Raw genomic sequence first — 16009 nt, forward strand, 5'->3', positions numbered from 1 at the left:
CCTTGAACGCAGACCCTTCTTTCGCCCATTCACCCACCGCCCCTCCCCCAGGCGCCCAGGCCATCACCCTGCCTGGCGGCACCGCCCTGTGGCTGCTGCCCCAGCGCGCCGTGTGGTGGCCTGCCGCGCGCGCCGCCTTCGTGGCCGACGTGCATTTCGGCAAGGCCGCCACCTTCCGCCGCGCGGGCCAGCCCGTGCCACACGGCACCACGGCCGACAACCTGGCCCGGCTCGACGAAGTGCTGGCCGTGACGGGCGCGGAGCACCTGGTCTTCCTCGGAGACTTTCTGCACGCGCGCAGCGGTGCGGCAGACGCCCTGTGGCAGCAGCTGCAGCCCTGGCGCGAAGGCCAAGCTGCAGTGCGCATGACGCTGGTGCGTGGCAACCACGACGTGCATGCGGGCGACCCGCCAGAAGCCCTGGGTATCACCCTGGTCGATGAGCCCTGGCAACCGATGGAGGGGGTCGAGGTGCTGGCCTGCCACCACCCGCATTCGGTAGCGGGGGCCACGGTGCTGGCGGGGCACCTGCACCCCACGGCGACCCTGTACGGACTGGCGCGTGACAGCGTGCGCCTGCCCTGCTTTGCATGGACGCCGGGGCTGGTCGTGCTGCCGGCGTTCGGAGCGTTCACGGGATCCGCGGTGGACCAATTGCCACCGGGCACGCTGCGTTTCGTGGTGGCAGGGGCGCAGGTCCGGCGCCTGTGAGCGCACGGCGCGCGCTGCGTCAGAACATTCCGTTCCCGTGCGCCGACCGTTCGGGGACCACCTGCAGCACATCCCAGTGCTCCACGATCTTTCCGTCCGCGTCGAGCCGGAAGATGTCGATGCCCGCATAGTCCTTGTCGCCCGGCCAGGTCTGCAGGCAATGCAGCACCACGTGGTCCCCCTCGGCCAGGGCGCGCTTGAACTCCACGTGTTTGCCGGGGTACTCCCGCGCCATGCGCTCGAAGTAGTCGATGAATGCCTGCTTGCCATCGGCCACGTGCGGGTTGTGCTGGATGTAGACGCTGCCTGCGTACCGTTCGATGGCCTGCGCGGGCTGGCACTGGTTGAACATCAGGTCATAGAAGGCCATGACGTTGCGCTTGTTCTGTTCCTCATCCATGCGGGCCTCCTGGTGGCTGCGGTCAAGCATAGGGCCACCAGCCGGAGCCCTGAACCGCCGGCCATATTGCCACGCGGCCTGCCGCTTGGCCCTTCTGCCGATGAGGATTTTGAGCTGATTTGGGGCCGCGCCATCTGGACTCCCCGCCCCTCGCACAAGAGCAAACCGATAAAAAAAATCCCCCGACCCAACGGTAAATTTTGCATAGTGGAATTCAATTGCAAAAATGGGGGTCCGGGAAAGCAGCAAAAGACGAGAATGCGAGAGCATTCGCGTTTGGCCCCTGCCATACCCCGGCAAAGGGCATTTACACACCCGTTTCGTGAGACAAGCCATGACGACACAGCAACCGACCATCATCTACACCCTGACCGACGAGGCACCTCGCCTGGCCACGGCTTCCTTCCTGCCCATCATCCGCACGTTCGCCGCACCTGCCGGCATCAACGTGGCGGAGTCGGACATCTCCGTGGCCGCCCGCGTGCTGGGCGAGTTCCCCGAGTTTCTGAAGGAAGAGCAACGCGCTCCGAACACCCTGGCCGAGCTGGGCAAGAAGACGCTGCAGCCCGATGCCAACATCATCAAGCTGCCCAACATCAGCGCCTCGGTGTCGCAGCTCAAGGCGGCCATCGCCGAGCTGCAGGGCAAGGGCTACGCACTGCCCGACTACCCGGACCAGCCCAAGGACGACAAGGAAAAAGAGATCAAGGCGCGCTACGGCAAGTGCATCGGCTCTGCTGTGAACCCCGTGCTGCGCGAAGGCAACTCCGACCGCCGCGCGCCCGCCGCCGTGAAGAACTACGCGCGCAAGAACCCCCATTCGATGGGTGAATGGAGCCAGGCATCGCGCAGCCACGTCTCGCACATGCACCACGGCGACTTCTACCATGGCGAAAAGTCCATGACGCTGGACCGCGCCCGTGAAGTGAAGATGGAACTGATCACCAAGAGCGGCAAGGCTATTGTCCTCAAGCCCAAGGTCGCGCTGCTCGACCGCGAGGTGATCGACAGCATGTTCATGAGCAAGAAGGCGCTGCTGGAGTTCTACGAGAAGGAAATCGAAGACGCGCGCAAGACCGGCGTGATGTTCTCGCTGCACGTGAAAGCCACGATGATGAAGGTGTCTCACCCCATCGTGTTCGGCCACTGCGTGCGCATCTTCTACAAGGACGCGTTCGCCAAGCACGCCAAGACGTTCGACGAGCTGGGCGTGAACGTGAACAACGGCATGGTCGACCTGTACGCCAAGATCGAGACGCTGCCCCAAAGCCAGCGCGACGAGATCAAGCGCGACCTGCACGCCTGCCACGAGAACCGCCCCGAGCTGGCCATGGTCGACTCGGCCAAGGGCATTACCAACTTCCACTCGCCCAATGACATCATCGTGGACGCGTCCATGCCCGCGATGATCCGCAACAGCGGCAAGATGTGGGACGCCAACGGCCGCCTCAAGGACGTGAAGGCCGTGATGCCCGAGTCGACCTTCGCCCGCATCTACCAGGAGATCATCAACTTCTGCAAATGGCACGGCGCGTTCGACCCCAAGACCATGGGCACGGTGCCCAACGTGGGCCTGATGGCCCAGCAGGCCGAAGAGTACGGCTCGCACGACAAGACGTTCGAGATCGCCGAAGACGGCGTGGCCAACATCACCGACCTGGCTACCGGCGAAGTGCTGCTGTCCCAGAACGTGGAAGCCGGCGACATCTGGCGCATGTGCCAGGTCAAGGACGCCGCGATCCGCGACTGGGTGAAGCTGGCCGTCACGCGCGCCCGCAACTCCGGCATGCCCGTGGTGTTCTGGCTCGACTCGTACCGCCCGCACGAGGCGCAGCTGATCACCAAGGTCAAGATGTACCTGCACGAGCACAACACCACCGGCCTCGATATCCAGATCATGAGCCAGGTGCGTGCCATGCGCTACACGCTGGAACGCGTGATCCGCGGCCAGGACACCATCAGCGCCACCGGCAACATCCTGCGCGACTACCTGACCGACCTGTTCCCCATCATGGAACTGGGCACCTCGGCCAAGATGCTGTCCGTCGTGCCCCTGATGGCCGGCGGCGGCATGTACGAAACGGGTGCCGGCGGCTCCGCGCCCAAGCACGTGCAGCAGTTGGTGGAAGAAAACCACCTGCGCTGGGATTCGCTGGGCGAGTTCCTGGCGCTGGCCGTGTCGTTCGAGGACATGGGGCTGAAGACCGGCAACGCCAAGGCCAAGGTCCTGGCCAAGACGCTGGACGCCGCCACGGGCAAGCTGCTGGACAACAACAAGAACCCCTCGCCCAAGACCGGCCAGCTGGACAACCGCGGCAGCCAGTTCTACCTGGCCCTGTACTGGGCCCAGGAATTGGCCGCGCAGACGGACGACAAGGAACTGGCAGCGCACTTCGCGCCGCTGGCCCAGGAACTGACCGCCAAGGAAGACACCATCGTGGCCGAGCTGGCCGCCGTGCAGGGCCAGCCCGCCGACATCGGTGGCTACTTCCTGCCCGACGTCGCCAAGCTGGACGCCGTGATGCGCCCCAGCGAGACGCTGAACAAGGCACTCAAGGCCTTTGCCTGATTCTTTCGCTGCGGAGCCCCACACTCCCATAGCCCAGGGCCCCGATCGGGGCCCTTTTTCTTTGCCTGTTGCCCTGCCAGCAAGCAAGCTGGCGGGTGCGGGCTACGGCCGGTCGCGGTCCACCACGCGGCTGTTCAGGGGCTTGGGCACGTAGGCGGGCAGGAAGGCGCAGCCCTTGCCGAATTGGGCCTCGTAGGCCGGGCACTGCTGGGCAATGCTGTCGGGCGTGGGCTTCACGCCCTCGTCCACCCAGCGCAGCAGCGCGGTCATCAGCGTGGGGTAGGTCGGGTCGCTCAGGTAGCTGTGGGTGTTGTGCTGGGTGAAGGTCTGCACCAGGCGCGCGCCGCTGCCGGCGCGCTCCATGGTGCCCTTGAAGTAGGCATCGAGCTCGACGAAGGCGGTAGGGTCGTCCACGCCCTTGACGGTGAGCACCGGCACGGCGATGCGGCCCGTGGGGTCGGTGTCCTGCGCGAAGCGCGCCAGGGCCTGCGGATCAGCCTTGTAGCGCAGCACGGCAGCGTTGAGCGCCGCATCGTCGGCGGAGCCCGTGTACCGGGCGCCCGTGTTGCCGAAGGGGCTGGCGTCGCCCGTGCGCAGGTGCACCACGTCACGGTAGTGGAAGGTGCCCCAGTTCAGGTGGCTCTGGATCGAGCTGGCAGGGATGCGGAGCACGTCGACGATGGTCTTGACCTTGCGCTGTTGCTCGGGCGTGCGCTCGGCGGCCGGCTTGTTCAGGCCCAGGCACTCGTTGGCGCGGGCCGTGAGCTCGGCGGCGCTCATCTTCGCATCGGCCGGCAGGCCGATGTTCAGCGGGTACTGCGCCTCGCTGGGCAGCGGGTGGTTGTTGCACAGGTGCTGGTAGACCACGCGCAGGTCGGTGCGGAAGTCGTACGAGCGGCTGCCCCCGGCCAGCAGGCCGCTGGTGAGCAGCACGGCATCGTAGGGCTTGCCGGCCCCGTTGCCGAACATGTCGGCCCCCATGGCGGCCACGCCGGCGCCCCAGGACTGGCCGTGCAGGATGGTGCGGCGCGGCTGGGCCACCTGGGCCACGAAGATCTGGCGCAGCCGCTCGGTGTCCTCGGCCGCGGCGCGCACGGCCACACCGCCCTGGCGGAAGGTGCTGCCCGCCCAGGCATAGCCGGCGCGGACCATGATGGACCAGCGCTCCAGGTCCTCCACCGCGCGCTCGGCCTTGGGCGCGCCCAGCGTGGGGCCGCCATGCGAGTGCATCACCAGCACCCGGTTCCACTGGTTCGGCATGGCAATGAGGTAGTAGGCCCCCGCCGAATCCTGGCCCGACAGGCAGCGTGCGATGGCCGCGATGTCCTTGGGGCAGGCGGTGGCGACCGGGGCCGCCTCCTTGCTGGCAGGCAAATCGCCCACACTGGCGGTCGGCGGCGTCTTCATTGGGGCGCAGGCGGCCAGCAGGCCGGCGGCCAGGCCCGCCAGGGGCAGGCGCATCGCGCGCACGAGGGGTGCAGGAAGGGAGTGCATGGGCGATTCGTCTCCGGGTATGTTGTGTGGTTCTGCGAAAGCAGCGGGCGGCAAGGGCCTTGGCACATCGTAGAAAGGGCCCTGCGTGCCGTCAAATAGCCTGTGCAGGGCAGCTCCATATGCTGTGCGTATGCAGATGCGCCAGCCGGGAACCTGTTGGCGCTCTGGCTATAGTGCCGGGTGCCCGTGTGGACCCCTGCCGCGCCGTGCATCGCCACCACAAAATCGCTTCTGGATTTCCAGAAGGACTGGATTTTGTTAACCATATAGTGAACTATTCGGGCATGACCAAAGACACAGAGCCGACTCCTGCCAAGGAGCGCCAGCGCGACGCCGACCGCTCACAGAGCGCGATCTTCAGCGCGGCACGCGACGAATTCGCCGAGCACGGCCTGGGCGGCGCCCGCATGGACCGCATCGCCGAGCGCGCCGGCCTGAACAAGCGGTTGATCTACTACTACTTCGAGGACAAGGAAAAGCTCTTCCAGGCCGTGCTGGAGCAGGCCTACCTGCACATCCGCGAGGAGGAGCGCAAGCTCAACCTGCTGGAGCTGGAGCCCGCCACCGCCATCCGCCGGCTGGTGGAGTTCACCTGGGTGTACTACCTGGAGAACCCGCAGTTCCTGACCCTGCTCAACAGCGCCAACCTGCACAAGGCACGCCACCTGCAGGAGTCGCAGCGCGCGCGCGAGATGAACTCGCCGCTGATCGCCACGCTGGGCGAGGTGCTGGAGCGTGGCCGGCGCGAGGGCAGCTTTCGCGGCGGGGTGGACCCGCTGCAGCTGTACGTCTCGATTGCCGGGCTGTCGTACTTCTACCTGTCGAACAACCACACGCTCTCGGCCATCTTCGGGCGCGACCTGATGGCGCCCAAGGCCCGCAACGAGCGGCTGACGCACATGTGCGATGTGATCCTGGGCTATGTGCTGAAGGACTGAGGGGAAACACCACTCCATGTACATCGCAACGCTCCTGTTCTACTTCGCGGTCCCTGCAGCCATGGCGGCCTTTCTCCTCTGGCGCGCCTACCAGATGGGCACCGGGAAGCGTGTCGAACTCACCCGCCAGTGGATCGTGCGCCCGCCCGAAGGGATCGAAGGCTGCGCGCGCCTGTTTGCCTGGAGCGACCTGCTCTTTGCCGCCAGCCTGTTGCTTGCCCTCGGCCTGCTGCTCTGCCTTCCGCACTATGCGGCCGCGTGGATTGCGCTCATGGCACTTGGCGGCTTTGTGCACCAGGGCTTCACTGGGTATGCACTCGCCAGGCTGCGCAAGAAGCCGCCTCGCTGACCTGCAGCCGCAGCTGCAGCGCGCTCCCTGGAGTGCGGCGCACCGCTGCCCGCAGTCCTCTTCTCACCCAGTCCACGGGTAAACCCCTAGCCCTGTTGAACGCGTCTGCGTTGACGCAGGCGCAGCAATGCCTAAAAATCTGCTCTATTCACCATTCAGTGAATTAAAGAGCAAGTCCAAGCCTGCCAACGGAGACAAATCCATGCCCTTCATCTGCACCACCCGCCGCGCTGCCGCCACTGCCCTGGCGGCAGCCACGCTCACGTCGCTGTCTTTCAGCGCTTTCGCGCAGGGCGCCTACCCCACCAAGCCGGTGCGCATGATCGTGCCCTTCGCGGCGGGCAGCACCACCGACATCATTGCGCGCGCCATCGCCGACAAGATGGGCCAGAGCATGGGCCAGTCGCTGGTGGTGGACAACCGGGGCGGGGCCAGCGGCACCATTGGCCAGCAGGCGGTAGCCACGGCTGCGCCCGACGGGTACACGGTGATGATCCATTCCTCCTCGCACACCGTGAGCCCGTCGACCTTTGCCAAGCTGCCGTTCGACACCACGGGCGACTTCGCCGGCGTGACGCCGATCTCGTCGCTGCCCAATGCGCTGGTGATCTCGCCCGCCAAGGGCATCAAGACGCTGCAGGACCTGGTGGCTTCGGCCAAGGCCAAGCCCGGCACGGTGAACTTCGCCTCGGCCGGCCAGGGCAGCGCCACGCACCTGAACGCCGAGAAGTTCAAGCTGGCCGCGAAGATCGACGCCACCAACATCCCCTTCAAGGGCTCGGCCGAGGCCGTGACCGAGGTGCTGTCGGGCCGCGTGGACTACTACTTCTCGCCCATCGCGCCCGTCATCGGCCAGATCAAGGACGGCCAGCTGCTGGCGCTGGCCGTGGGCTCGCCCAAGCGCGCGGCCGCCCTGCCCGACGTGCCCACCACGGCCGAGGCCGGCGTGCCCGGCTCGGAATTCAACTTCTGGATCGGCATGATGGTGCCGGCCAAGACGCCGCGCGACATCGTCAATCGCCTGCACGACGAGGTCGTCAAGGCGCTGGCCACGCCCGAGGTGAAGGAGCGCTTCCTCAAGCTCGGCGCTGACGCCTGGACGCTCAAGCCCGAGCAGTTCGACGCCTACATCAAGGACGAGATCAAGAGCAACGCCGCACTCGTCAAGGCGGCGGGTCTCCAGCCCACCCAGTAAACCCGGCCGCGCAGCACCGCACGCCCGCCCCTGCCATGGGGGTGGGCCAGGCCGCGCCTTTGCCATTCCTTTTTTGCAACCTTTGAACTGAACGAACGGACCGACACCATGGCAACCCAACGACTCGGACTCATCATGCACGGCGTCACCGGCCGCATGGGCATGAACCAGCATCTGATCCGCTCCATCTGCGCCATCCGCGCGCAGGGCGGCGTCGTGCTTTCCAACGGCAACCGCGTGATGCCCGACCCCATCCTGATCGGCCGCAACGCCGAAAAGATGGAGGCGCTGGCCAAGGCGCATGGCATTGCACGCTGGGGCACGGACCTTGACGCCGCGCTCGCCAACCCCGAGGACACGGTGTTCTTCGACGCCGGCACCACGCAGATGCGTCCCACGCTGCTGGCCAAGGCCATCCGCGCGGGCAAGCATGTGTACTGCGAAAAGCCCATCGCCACCAATTTGAACGAGGCGGTGGAGATCGCGCGCCTGGCCTCGGGCTCGGGCCTCAAGCACGGCGCGGTGCAGGACAAGCTGTTCCTGCCCGGCCTGCGCAAGCTCGATATGCTGCGCCGCGCGGGCTTCTTCGGCCGCATGCTCAGCGTGCGCCTGGAGTTCGGCTACTGGGTCTTCGAAGGCGACCTGCAGCCCATCCAGCGCCCGAGCTGGAACTACCGCAGCGAAGACGGCGGCGGCATGATCCTGGACATGATGTGCCACTGGCGCTATGTGCTGGACAACCTGTTCGGCGAGGTGAAGTCGGTCTCGTGCATCGGCGCCACGCACATCCCGCAGCGCTGGGACGAGGCCGGCCAGCCGTACAAGGCCACGGCCGACGATGCGGCCTATGCCACCTGCGAGCTCACGGGCCACAACGGCGAGCCGGTGATCGCGCAGCTCAACATGAGCTGGGCCACGCGCGTGCGGCGTGACGACCTCGTCACCTTCCACGTGGACGGCACCGACGGCTCGGCTGTCGCCGGCCTGTCGAGCTGCCGCGCGCAGAGCCGCGTGGCCACGCCACGCCCGGTGTGGAACCCCGACGAGAAGCAGACCATGAACTTCTTCGACCAATGGCAGGAGATCCCGGATTCGCAGGTCTACGACAACGGCTTCAAGATCCAGTGGGAGCACTTCATCCGCCACGTGGTGGAAGACGCGCCCTATAAGTGGACCCTGCCCGAAGGCGCCAAGGGTGTGCAGCTGGTCGAGGCGGCCCTGGAGAGCTGGAAGGAGCGCCGCTGGGTGGACGTGACACCGCTCAAGGGCTGAGCCCGCCGCAGCAATCCCTTTTTTCCATCCACTTTCTCCGATCACCACATGGCCCTCAGCCTATCCCTGCCCACGGCCGATGGCCGCATCACCCACTACACCCTGCAAGGCCGCACGCCGGTCGTGCCGCAGCAGGGTGCGGTGTTCAACCGCATCGCCTACTCGGCCGCCCATGTGGTGGCGAATCCGCTGGCCGCCATCGACCCCTGGCTGCAGTGCGCCGTGGACTGGGACGCGACCATCGCCTACCGCCAGCGCCTGTGGTCGCTGGGCCTGGGCGTGGCCGAGGCCATGGACACCGCGCAGCGCGGCATGGGGCTGGACTGGCCCACCTCGCTGGAGCTGATCCGCCGCTCGCTCGACGCGGCGCGCGACTTCGGGCCCGGCGCGCTCGTGGCCTCGGGCTGCGGCACGGACCACTTGGTGCTGGACGAGGTGAGGTCGGTGGACGACGTCATCCGCGGCTATGAGGAGCAAATGGAGGCCATCGAGAAGCTCGGCGGCAAGCTCATCGTGATGGCCAGCCGCGCGCTGGCCCGCGTGGCCAAGAGCCCTGCGGACTACGAGCGCGTGTACGACCGCATCCTCTCGCAGGCACGCCAGCCCGTGGTGCTGCACTGGCTGGGCGACATGTTCGACCCGGCGCTGGCGGGCTACTGGGGCTCGCGCGACGTGGACGCGGCCATGGACACGGCGCTGGCCGTGATCGCCGCCCACCCGGACAAGGTCGACGGCATCAAGATCTCGCTGCTCGACAAGGACAAGGAGATTGCCATGCGCCGCCGCCTGCCCGCCACGGGCGGCACCGACGGCCAGGGCGTGCGCATGTACACGGGCGACGACTTCAATTACGCCGAGCTCATCGCGGGCGATGGTGCGGGCGCCGCGAAGCGCCAGGGCCAAAGCGATGCGCTGCTGGGCATCTTCGACGCCATTGCACCGGCCGCGAGTGCGGCGCTCGCGGCCCTGGCCGCAGGCGACACGGCGCGCTTTCACGCCATCCTGGGGCCCACGGTGCCGCTGTCGCGCCACATCTTCGCGGCGCCCACGCGCTTTTACAAGACGGGCGTGGTCTTCATGGCCTGGCTCAACGGGCACCAGAGCCACTTCACCATGGTGGGTGGGCAGCAGAGCACGCGCTCGCTGGTGCATTTTGCGCAATTGTTCCGCCTGGCCGACCAGGCCGACCTGCTGGAGCAGCCCGAACTGGCCGTGCAGCGCATGGGCCACCTGCTGGCATTGCACGGCGTGAGCGCCTGACCGCCATGCGTGACTTCTCGCAAGACCACCGCTGGCTGTCGATCAACACCGCCACCGTGCGCAAGCAGCAGGGGGCCGAGATGCCGCTTTCGCGCATCATCGACCAGTGTGCCGAGCGCGGCATCCGCGCCATCAGCCCCTGGCGCGACCAGGTGGCCGCTGCCGGCCTGGATGCCACCGCGCGCCAGTTGCGCTCCCACGGCATGGCGCTGTCGGGCTATTGCCGCGGCGGCTTCTTCCCGGCGGCCGATGCCGCTGGCCTGCGCGCCGCGCTCGATGACAACCGCCGCGCCATCGACGAAGCCAAGACGCTCGATGCCGCCTGCCTGGTGCTGGTGGTGGGCGCCCTGCCCGGCGCGCTGGACGGCACGCCGCACTACACCGACCTCGCCCGCGCACGCGGCGAGGTGTTCGACGGCATTGCCGCATCGCTCGACTACGCGCGCCAGGTGGGCATGCCCCTGGCCATCGAGCCGCTGCACCCCATGCAGGCGGCCGACCGCGCCTGCATCAACACGCTGGAGCACGCGCTGGACATCTGCGATGCGCTCGATGCACAGAAGACCGGTGCGCTGGGCGTGGCCCTGGATGTGTACCACGTGTGGTGGGACCCCAAGCTCGCGCAACAGATCGCGCGCGCCGGCCGGGAGCGCCTGCTGGCCTTCCACGTTTGCGACTGGCGCCTGCCCACGCGCGACCTGCTCAGCGACCGGGGCATGATGGGCGATGGGGTGATCGAACTGAAGAAGATCCGCCAATGGGTGGAAGCCGCAGGCTTCGCGGGCTATGCCGAGGTGGAGATCTTCTCGGCGCTGGACTGGTGGCAGCGCACGGGCGAGGACACGCTGGACACCTGCATCGCGCGGCATTGCACCGTGGTTTGATGTGGCGGGCAGCGCCCGCCACATGCTGCTTCAGGCGGCCACCGGCGCCAGGGTGCGCCGCACGCGGCGCACATTGAAAGCGCTGGCGATCAGCACGCCCTGCACCACGGCCAGGCCCAGCAGCACGGCCGTGAAACGGCCCTGGTCCAGCAGCACGCCGAACAGCAGCGGCGACAGCGCCTGGCCGATGTCCAGCCCCGAGTACACGATGCCGTAGACACGGCCCGTGGAGCCCTCGGGCGTGGAGCGCTTGACCAGCAGGTCGCGCGAGGGGCCGGCGATGCCGGCACAGAAGCCCATCACGCCGAACATCACGGGCACCAGGGCGCCGGGCGGATGCGCCAGCGCCAGGGCCACCGCCACGCAGGCCGCCAGGCCGAAGCCCACGCCCACGATGCGCTCGCAGCGGCTCGGCTCGGCGGCGAGAAAGCCGCCGAGCACCATGCCACCCGCGCTGGCCACCATGTAGACCGTGAGGCACATGGCCGCCAGCGCCACCGGCACCGCGTGCAGTTGTCGCGCGGCCTCGGGCGCGAAGGCCTGCACCACGTTGAGCGAGACGGCGTAGAAGAAGAAGAACGCAAAGCACATCCACACGGCGGGGATGCGCAGGAAGGCGAAGTTGCCTTGCGCTGGCACGCCGGTGGCGCCGACCTTGGCAGCTGGTGGCAGGGCCGGCAGTTCGAGGTGGCGGCGGTTGAACAGCAGCACCAGCAGCACGGCAAACGCCAGCACGCCGGCACAGACCAGCGCCACGCGCCACGAGAACGCGATCGCCAGCGGCACCAGCATGGCCGGCGCCAGCGCCCAGCCCAGGCTACCGGTGATGCCGTGCACGCTGTAGGCATGGCCCAGGCGTGGCGCGCTCACGCGCCGGTTGAGCAGCGTGTAGTCCACGGGGTGGAATACGCCGTTGCCGATGCCCGCGAGCACCGAGAACGCAGCCAGCATGCCGTAGCTGGTGCTGGCCGCAAAGCCGAACGCGGCCAGGCCCAGCAGCGCCAGGCCGCCGAACAGGATGGGGCGCGGACCGAAGCGGTCGACCACGAAGCCCGAGCCCGCTTGCACGGCGCACGAGACCACGAAGAAGATGGTCATGAGGAAGCCGAGTTCGGTGTAGCCGACCTGGAAGGCGTCCTTGAGCCACGGGAACAGCGGCGCCAGCAAGAGCTGGCTGTAGTGGCTGATGAGGTGGGCGATGCCCACGAGGCCGATCACCCCGGCGTCGGCACGCAAGGGGACGGCAGCAACGGGGCTGGTGGGGTTGGCAGAGGTCATGGCGGCATCGTAGTATTGCGCCTGGATTTCTGGAATGCGACGGAAAGACAGCTTTCGGCGAATTTGCGCCAACAGCGCATACAAAACAAAGCACGGAGCCCCCGATGGCACGCACCAGCCAGGTTGCCCCGCTCGGGGACATGGACCCCTTTGCCCCCAACCCTTTACACCCGGTGCGGGTGCGTGCGCGCAACATGCCGGCCGATACGCATTTCGAGCCGCACCGCCACGCCTGGGGGCAACTGGCCTACTGCGCCAGCGGCGTGATCCAGGTGAGCGTAGTGGCCCCGGTCGCACCGACTGCCTACATCGTGCCGCCCTCGCGCGCGGTGTGGATCGCCCCTGGCGCGCTGCACGCCATCGCCGTGCTGGAGGCGGCTGCGTTCCGCACCCTGTACATCGACCCCAGTGTGGTGCCCGCCGACGGTGCCGTCTGCCGCGTGATGGCCGTGACGCCACTGCTGCGCGAGCTGGTGTCCGCGCTGGACCCGGTGGGCGGCACGCCGCCCGGCCCCGCACGCGAGGCAGCCCTGACCGCGCTGGTGCTGGGCGAAATCGGCGACGCCGAAAGCCTGGCCCTGGGCGTGCCCCTGCCCGGGCCCGACAGCGACAAGCGCCTGCGCGCCCTGTGCACCGCCGTGCTGGAGGCGCCCGGCCGCCACGCCACGCTGCACGATTGGGCCACCGACAGCGGCGCCAGCGAACGCACCCTGGCCCGGTTGTTCCACGCGCAGTTCGGCATGGGCTTTGCGCAATGGCGCAAGCAGGCGGTGCTGGCCCATGCCCTGCCCCGCCTGGCGCGCGGTGAATCGGTGGGCCAGGTGGCCGCCTCCAGCGGCTATGCCAGCGAAAGCGCGTTCTCTGCCATGTTCAAGGCAGCCATGGGGCAGCCGCCGAGCTGGTTCATCGGCAGGAACGATGCCTATGCGCCTTCCGCTTAAGTTGCCAGCCACCGTGCGCCACGCGTTCGTGGCAACCGCCAGGTTACTTTCGGCAACCGCTCAAACAGCAGGAGCGATTGAGCAAGCCCGGTGCGGCGATACTGGCAACCTGCAACACAAGGTTTCGGGGGAGAGGGAAGCATGGTTCGACAGCTGTTCATTGCTACCGCCTGTCTGGCGCTGGCGGCCCCGGTCTGGGCCATCAACAAATGCACGGGGCCCGATGGCAAGGTGTCCTTCCAGGACGCGCCTTGCGCGGGCAGCGGCAAGGGCGAGAAGGTCGAGGTGCGGCTGTCGAGCAGCGGCATAGGCAGCGCCGCGCCCGCTGCCGGCGCTGTAGCCCCTGCGGCCAGCCCGGCCTCGGGTGCATCGGCAGCGGCCCCCGCGGCAGGTGCCGCATCCGCCCCTGCCACACCGGCGGCTGCCACGGCGCCGCCCCCCCGCAAGGAAGGCGCCTTTGGCGAAACCTGGCGCCGAAAGACCGATCTGGAGCAACGCCTGGTCCGCGAAGCGCGCGGTGCACTGCAGACCCACCGGCAGCGCTGTGCGGACGAGCAGCGCGACCGGGCCGCCCGCCGCACCCAGGCGCGCACCAACACCGCCGTGGCCGTCTCCGAGCAGGCCATCACCGCGGAAATGCAGGCCGCAGCCGCCGCCTGCGAGCTGCGCGCGCGTGAGATGCAGGCCAATGTGGACGCGCTGGAGAAGGAACTCCGGGAGCTGAGCAAGAAGTAGGTTCAGCGTCCCTGCCTGCGCACCGCTGCGCGGCGACTTCGCAGCCTATCGTTTTGCAGCCAGCCCCTCGGGCCAGAAAGCCGCCCGGATGTCCGGCGCACAGTACGGCACGGCGATCACAGCGCCCCACAGGGCACTTCCCAACGCAAAGGATCCGTGGGCGAGGCCCGACAGCACCACGGGCCCACCGAACACCAAGAGGACACACATCGCCAGGCCCGACCACAACGCAAAGCCGGGCGCCCAGGGGCGAAACCGCAGCAGGCCATAGATACTGGCAAGCATGGCGACCAGGGCCGTCAGCGCCCCCGAGACCAGCGCCAACGTGATGGTCGGCTCCTGGTCTTCCTCCAGGTAGTTCTGGAAAGCGTCCCTCAAGCCCTGGGGCACCAGCTCAGGCAGCAGGAGCCGCTCAGTGACCTCGGCCAGTATGGGGAACACCACGGACGCGATGACCAGCCAGCGGTAGTTTGTCGTGTTCAAAAAAATTCCCGTGTGTTCAGCCCGGCGCTCCGACCTGCTGCACCAGCGCCATGGCAAAGCGCCCGTGTCCCACGGACCAGTCCGAATAATCGTTCTCGTGCATGAAGATGAACACGTCGGCCGGGGCCACGTGCGCCATGGCCTGCAGGTTGTGCGCGATCGCAGCATACAGCGCGCGCTTCATCGCATCGCTGCGCCCGCGCCGCAGGGTGATCTCGACAACGACCACCGCGTCCGACCGCGTCACGCCATTAAAGCTGCGGCTGAAGGCGAACTGCCCCGGCGCATAGCCGGTGACCATGTTGAACAGCTCGTCCTCGGGCATGCCGATGCCCTCGACCAGCGCCTGGTGGATGGCCTGGACGATGGCCTCGCGCTCGGTGGCTGGGGTGGCTTGGGGCAGATGGGTGTGGATGAAAGGCATGCCGGTATGTTCCTGAAAATCAACAATGAGCCCGGCGCGCGCTAGGGTGCCTGCGTCGGATGAGCCGAAATTGTTGCGACTGCCGCCTCGGCCGAAAAGCGATTTATGCTCCGGTCCTATGTGCATCCAAATCACATAGCCATGAAACACCGCCTGCCCCCGCTCGCTGCCCTGCGCGCCTTCGAAGCCGCCGCCCGCCTGGGCCGCATGACGGCTGCAGCCGAGGAGCTGTCGGTATCGCCCGGCGCCATCAGCCGCCAGGTGCGCCAGCTCGAAGACCACCTGGGCCTGGCTCTGTTCGACGGGACCAAGGCCCGGCCCACGCTGACGGCCGCGGCGCGCACGCTGCAGCCGGTGCTGACCCACGCCTTCCAGCAGATCGAGGACACGGTGCGCGCCCTGGGCGACGCCCACCACGGCCCGCTCGACGTGGCCTGCTTCAGCACCTTCACCGTCAAGTGGCTGATCCCGCGGCTGTTCGACTTCCACGCGCAGCACCCGGGCATCGAGGTGCGGCTGCGCACCACCGACACGGGCACCGGTGCGGCGCGCGAGGGCTGCGACCTGCTCATCACCGCCGAGGACGCGGGCATGCCCCGCGATAGCGCCACCACCCTGCCCCTGTTCGCCGAGCGCCTGGGGCCGGTGCTGGCCCCGGCGCTGGCCGCGCGCACCGGCATGCCGCGCACGCCTGCCGATCTGGATGGCCAGCCCCTGCTGCACACACGCTCGCGGCGCAACGCCTGGGCAATGTGGGCCGCATCGGCGGGCACGGCGCTGCCCGCAGCGGCCACCGCCCAGGGCCCGGTGTACGAGCACTACTATTTCACGCTGGAGGCGGCCGTGCGCGGCCTGGGCATCGCCGTGGCGCCCTGGCACCTGGTGATGGACGACGTGCAGGCTGGCCGGCTGGTGGCGCCGCTGGGTTTCGCCGTATCGGGCTACGACTACCTGGCGCTGCGGCGCACGGGGGCCGCGCACCCGCGGCTCGATGTGTTCTGCGCCTGGCTGGGGGCGCAGGCACACACGATGGCCCTGCCCTTCACCATGCAGGCTTGAGGGCGACGCCGGGCCCAG

16 protein-coding genes are annotated in these 16009 nt (G+C 68.0%); 11 read left to right on the top strand and 5 right to left on the bottom strand.

The window, feature by feature from the left end:
* Window positions 1-2: 2 nt before the first annotated feature.
* Complete coding sequence (pdeM, locus tag ASE31_RS04600) at window positions 3-710, top strand: ligase-associated DNA damage response endonuclease PdeM (protein WP_057200363.1); 708 nt, start codon at window positions 3-5, stop codon at window positions 708-710.
* Window positions 711-729: 19 nt separating this feature from the next.
* Here the strand turns inward: pdeM and ASE31_RS04605 are convergent, their stop codons facing one another.
* Window positions 730-1140, bottom strand: a complete 411-nt coding sequence (locus tag ASE31_RS04605) for a nuclear transport factor 2 family protein (RefSeq protein WP_235514263.1) — start codon at window positions 1138-1140, stop codon at window positions 730-732.
* 304 nt (window positions 1141-1444) lie between these two features.
* Here ASE31_RS04605 and ASE31_RS04610 point away from each other — a divergent pair, with 304 nt between their 5' ends.
* Window positions 1445-3679 (top strand): NADP-dependent isocitrate dehydrogenase, encoded by a 2235-nt coding sequence (locus ASE31_RS04610; RefSeq protein ID WP_057200364.1) that lies wholly within the window; start codon window positions 1445-1447, stop codon window positions 3677-3679.
* Between the two features lie 102 nt (window positions 3680-3781).
* On the opposite strand, the gene ASE31_RS04615 is transcribed toward ASE31_RS04610, so the two are convergent.
* Window positions 3782-5173, bottom strand: a complete 1392-nt coding sequence (locus ASE31_RS04615) for a hypothetical protein (protein ID WP_157412359.1) — start codon at window positions 5171-5173, stop codon at window positions 3782-3784.
* A gap of 284 nt (window positions 5174-5457) precedes the next feature.
* Between ASE31_RS04615 and ASE31_RS04620 the strand changes: the two genes are divergently transcribed.
* The 6 genes from ASE31_RS04620 to ASE31_RS04645 all read left to right on the top strand — a co-directional run bounded on the left by ASE31_RS04620 (window position 5458) and on the right by ASE31_RS04645 (window position 11071).
* A complete protein-coding gene (locus ASE31_RS04620) occupies window positions 5458-6111 on the top strand; it encodes a TetR/AcrR family transcriptional regulator (protein ID WP_057200366.1) in 654 nt (217 codons plus the stop codon).
* A gap of 16 nt (window positions 6112-6127) precedes the next feature.
* Window positions 6128-6460: a hypothetical protein gene (locus ASE31_RS04625; protein WP_057200367.1), complete on the top strand. Its 333-nt coding sequence runs from the start codon at window positions 6128-6130 to the stop codon at window positions 6458-6460.
* A 202-nt stretch (window positions 6461-6662) separates the two neighbouring features.
* The gene (locus tag ASE31_RS04630; RefSeq protein WP_057200368.1) at window positions 6663-7655 is read left to right on the top strand and encodes a tripartite tricarboxylate transporter substrate binding protein; all 993 of its coding nucleotides are present in this window, start codon (window positions 6663-6665) and stop codon (window positions 7653-7655) included.
* A gap of 108 nt (window positions 7656-7763) precedes the next feature.
* Entirely contained in the window at window positions 7764-8927 is a 1164-nt protein-coding gene (locus tag ASE31_RS04635) for a Gfo/Idh/MocA family protein (protein WP_057200369.1), read from the top strand.
* 48 nt (window positions 8928-8975) lie between these two features.
* On the top strand, window positions 8976-10187 hold the full coding sequence (locus tag ASE31_RS04640; protein WP_057200370.1) for a dihydrodipicolinate synthase family protein: 1212 nt from the start codon (window positions 8976-8978) through the stop codon (window positions 10185-10187).
* 5 nt (window positions 10188-10192) lie between these two features.
* On the top strand, window positions 10193-11071 hold the full coding sequence (locus tag ASE31_RS04645) for a sugar phosphate isomerase/epimerase (RefSeq protein ID WP_057200371.1): 879 nt from the start codon (window positions 10193-10195) through the stop codon (window positions 11069-11071).
* Window positions 11072-11101: 30 nt separating this feature from the next.
* On the opposite strand, the gene ASE31_RS04650 is transcribed toward ASE31_RS04645, so the two are convergent.
* Window positions 11102-12349, bottom strand: coding sequence for an MFS transporter (locus ASE31_RS04650; RefSeq protein ID WP_057200372.1), 1248 nt, complete (start codon window positions 12347-12349; stop codon window positions 11102-11104).
* A gap of 104 nt (window positions 12350-12453) precedes the next feature.
* Between ASE31_RS04650 and ASE31_RS04655 the strand changes: the two genes are divergently transcribed.
* Together ASE31_RS04655 and ASE31_RS04660 are read left to right on the top strand one after the other, a co-directional pair.
* Complete coding sequence (locus ASE31_RS04655) at window positions 12454-13290, top strand: helix-turn-helix domain-containing protein (protein WP_057200373.1); 837 nt, start codon at window positions 12454-12456, stop codon at window positions 13288-13290.
* 141 nt (window positions 13291-13431) lie between these two features.
* On the top strand, window positions 13432-14025 hold the full coding sequence (locus ASE31_RS04660; RefSeq protein ID WP_057200374.1) for a DUF4124 domain-containing protein: 594 nt from the start codon (window positions 13432-13434) through the stop codon (window positions 14023-14025).
* 45 nt (window positions 14026-14070) lie between these two features.
* Here ASE31_RS04660 and ASE31_RS04665 read toward each other — a convergent pair whose 3' ends face one another.
* Together ASE31_RS04665 and ASE31_RS04670 are read right to left on the bottom strand one after the other, a co-directional pair.
* On the bottom strand, window positions 14071-14508 hold the full coding sequence (locus tag ASE31_RS04665) for a hypothetical protein (protein WP_057200375.1): 438 nt from the start codon (window positions 14506-14508) through the stop codon (window positions 14071-14073).
* Window positions 14509-14524: 16 nt separating this feature from the next.
* Entirely contained in the window at window positions 14525-14932 is a 408-nt protein-coding gene (locus ASE31_RS04670; RefSeq protein ID WP_057200376.1) for a tautomerase family protein, read from the bottom strand.
* A 141-nt stretch (window positions 14933-15073) separates the two neighbouring features.
* Here ASE31_RS04670 and ASE31_RS04675 point away from each other — a divergent pair, with 141 nt between their 5' ends.
* The gene (locus ASE31_RS04675) at window positions 15074-15991 is read left to right on the top strand and encodes a LysR substrate-binding domain-containing protein (protein ID WP_057200377.1); all 918 of its coding nucleotides are present in this window, start codon (window positions 15074-15076) and stop codon (window positions 15989-15991) included.
* The last annotated feature ends 18 nt before the right edge of the window (window positions 15992-16009 follow it).

Origin of the sequence: Acidovorax sp. Root217 (genome assembly GCF_001428645.1) — a bacterium.
In the GTDB taxonomy this organism is placed as follows: Bacteria; Pseudomonadota; Gammaproteobacteria; order Burkholderiales; family Burkholderiaceae_C; genus Acidovorax.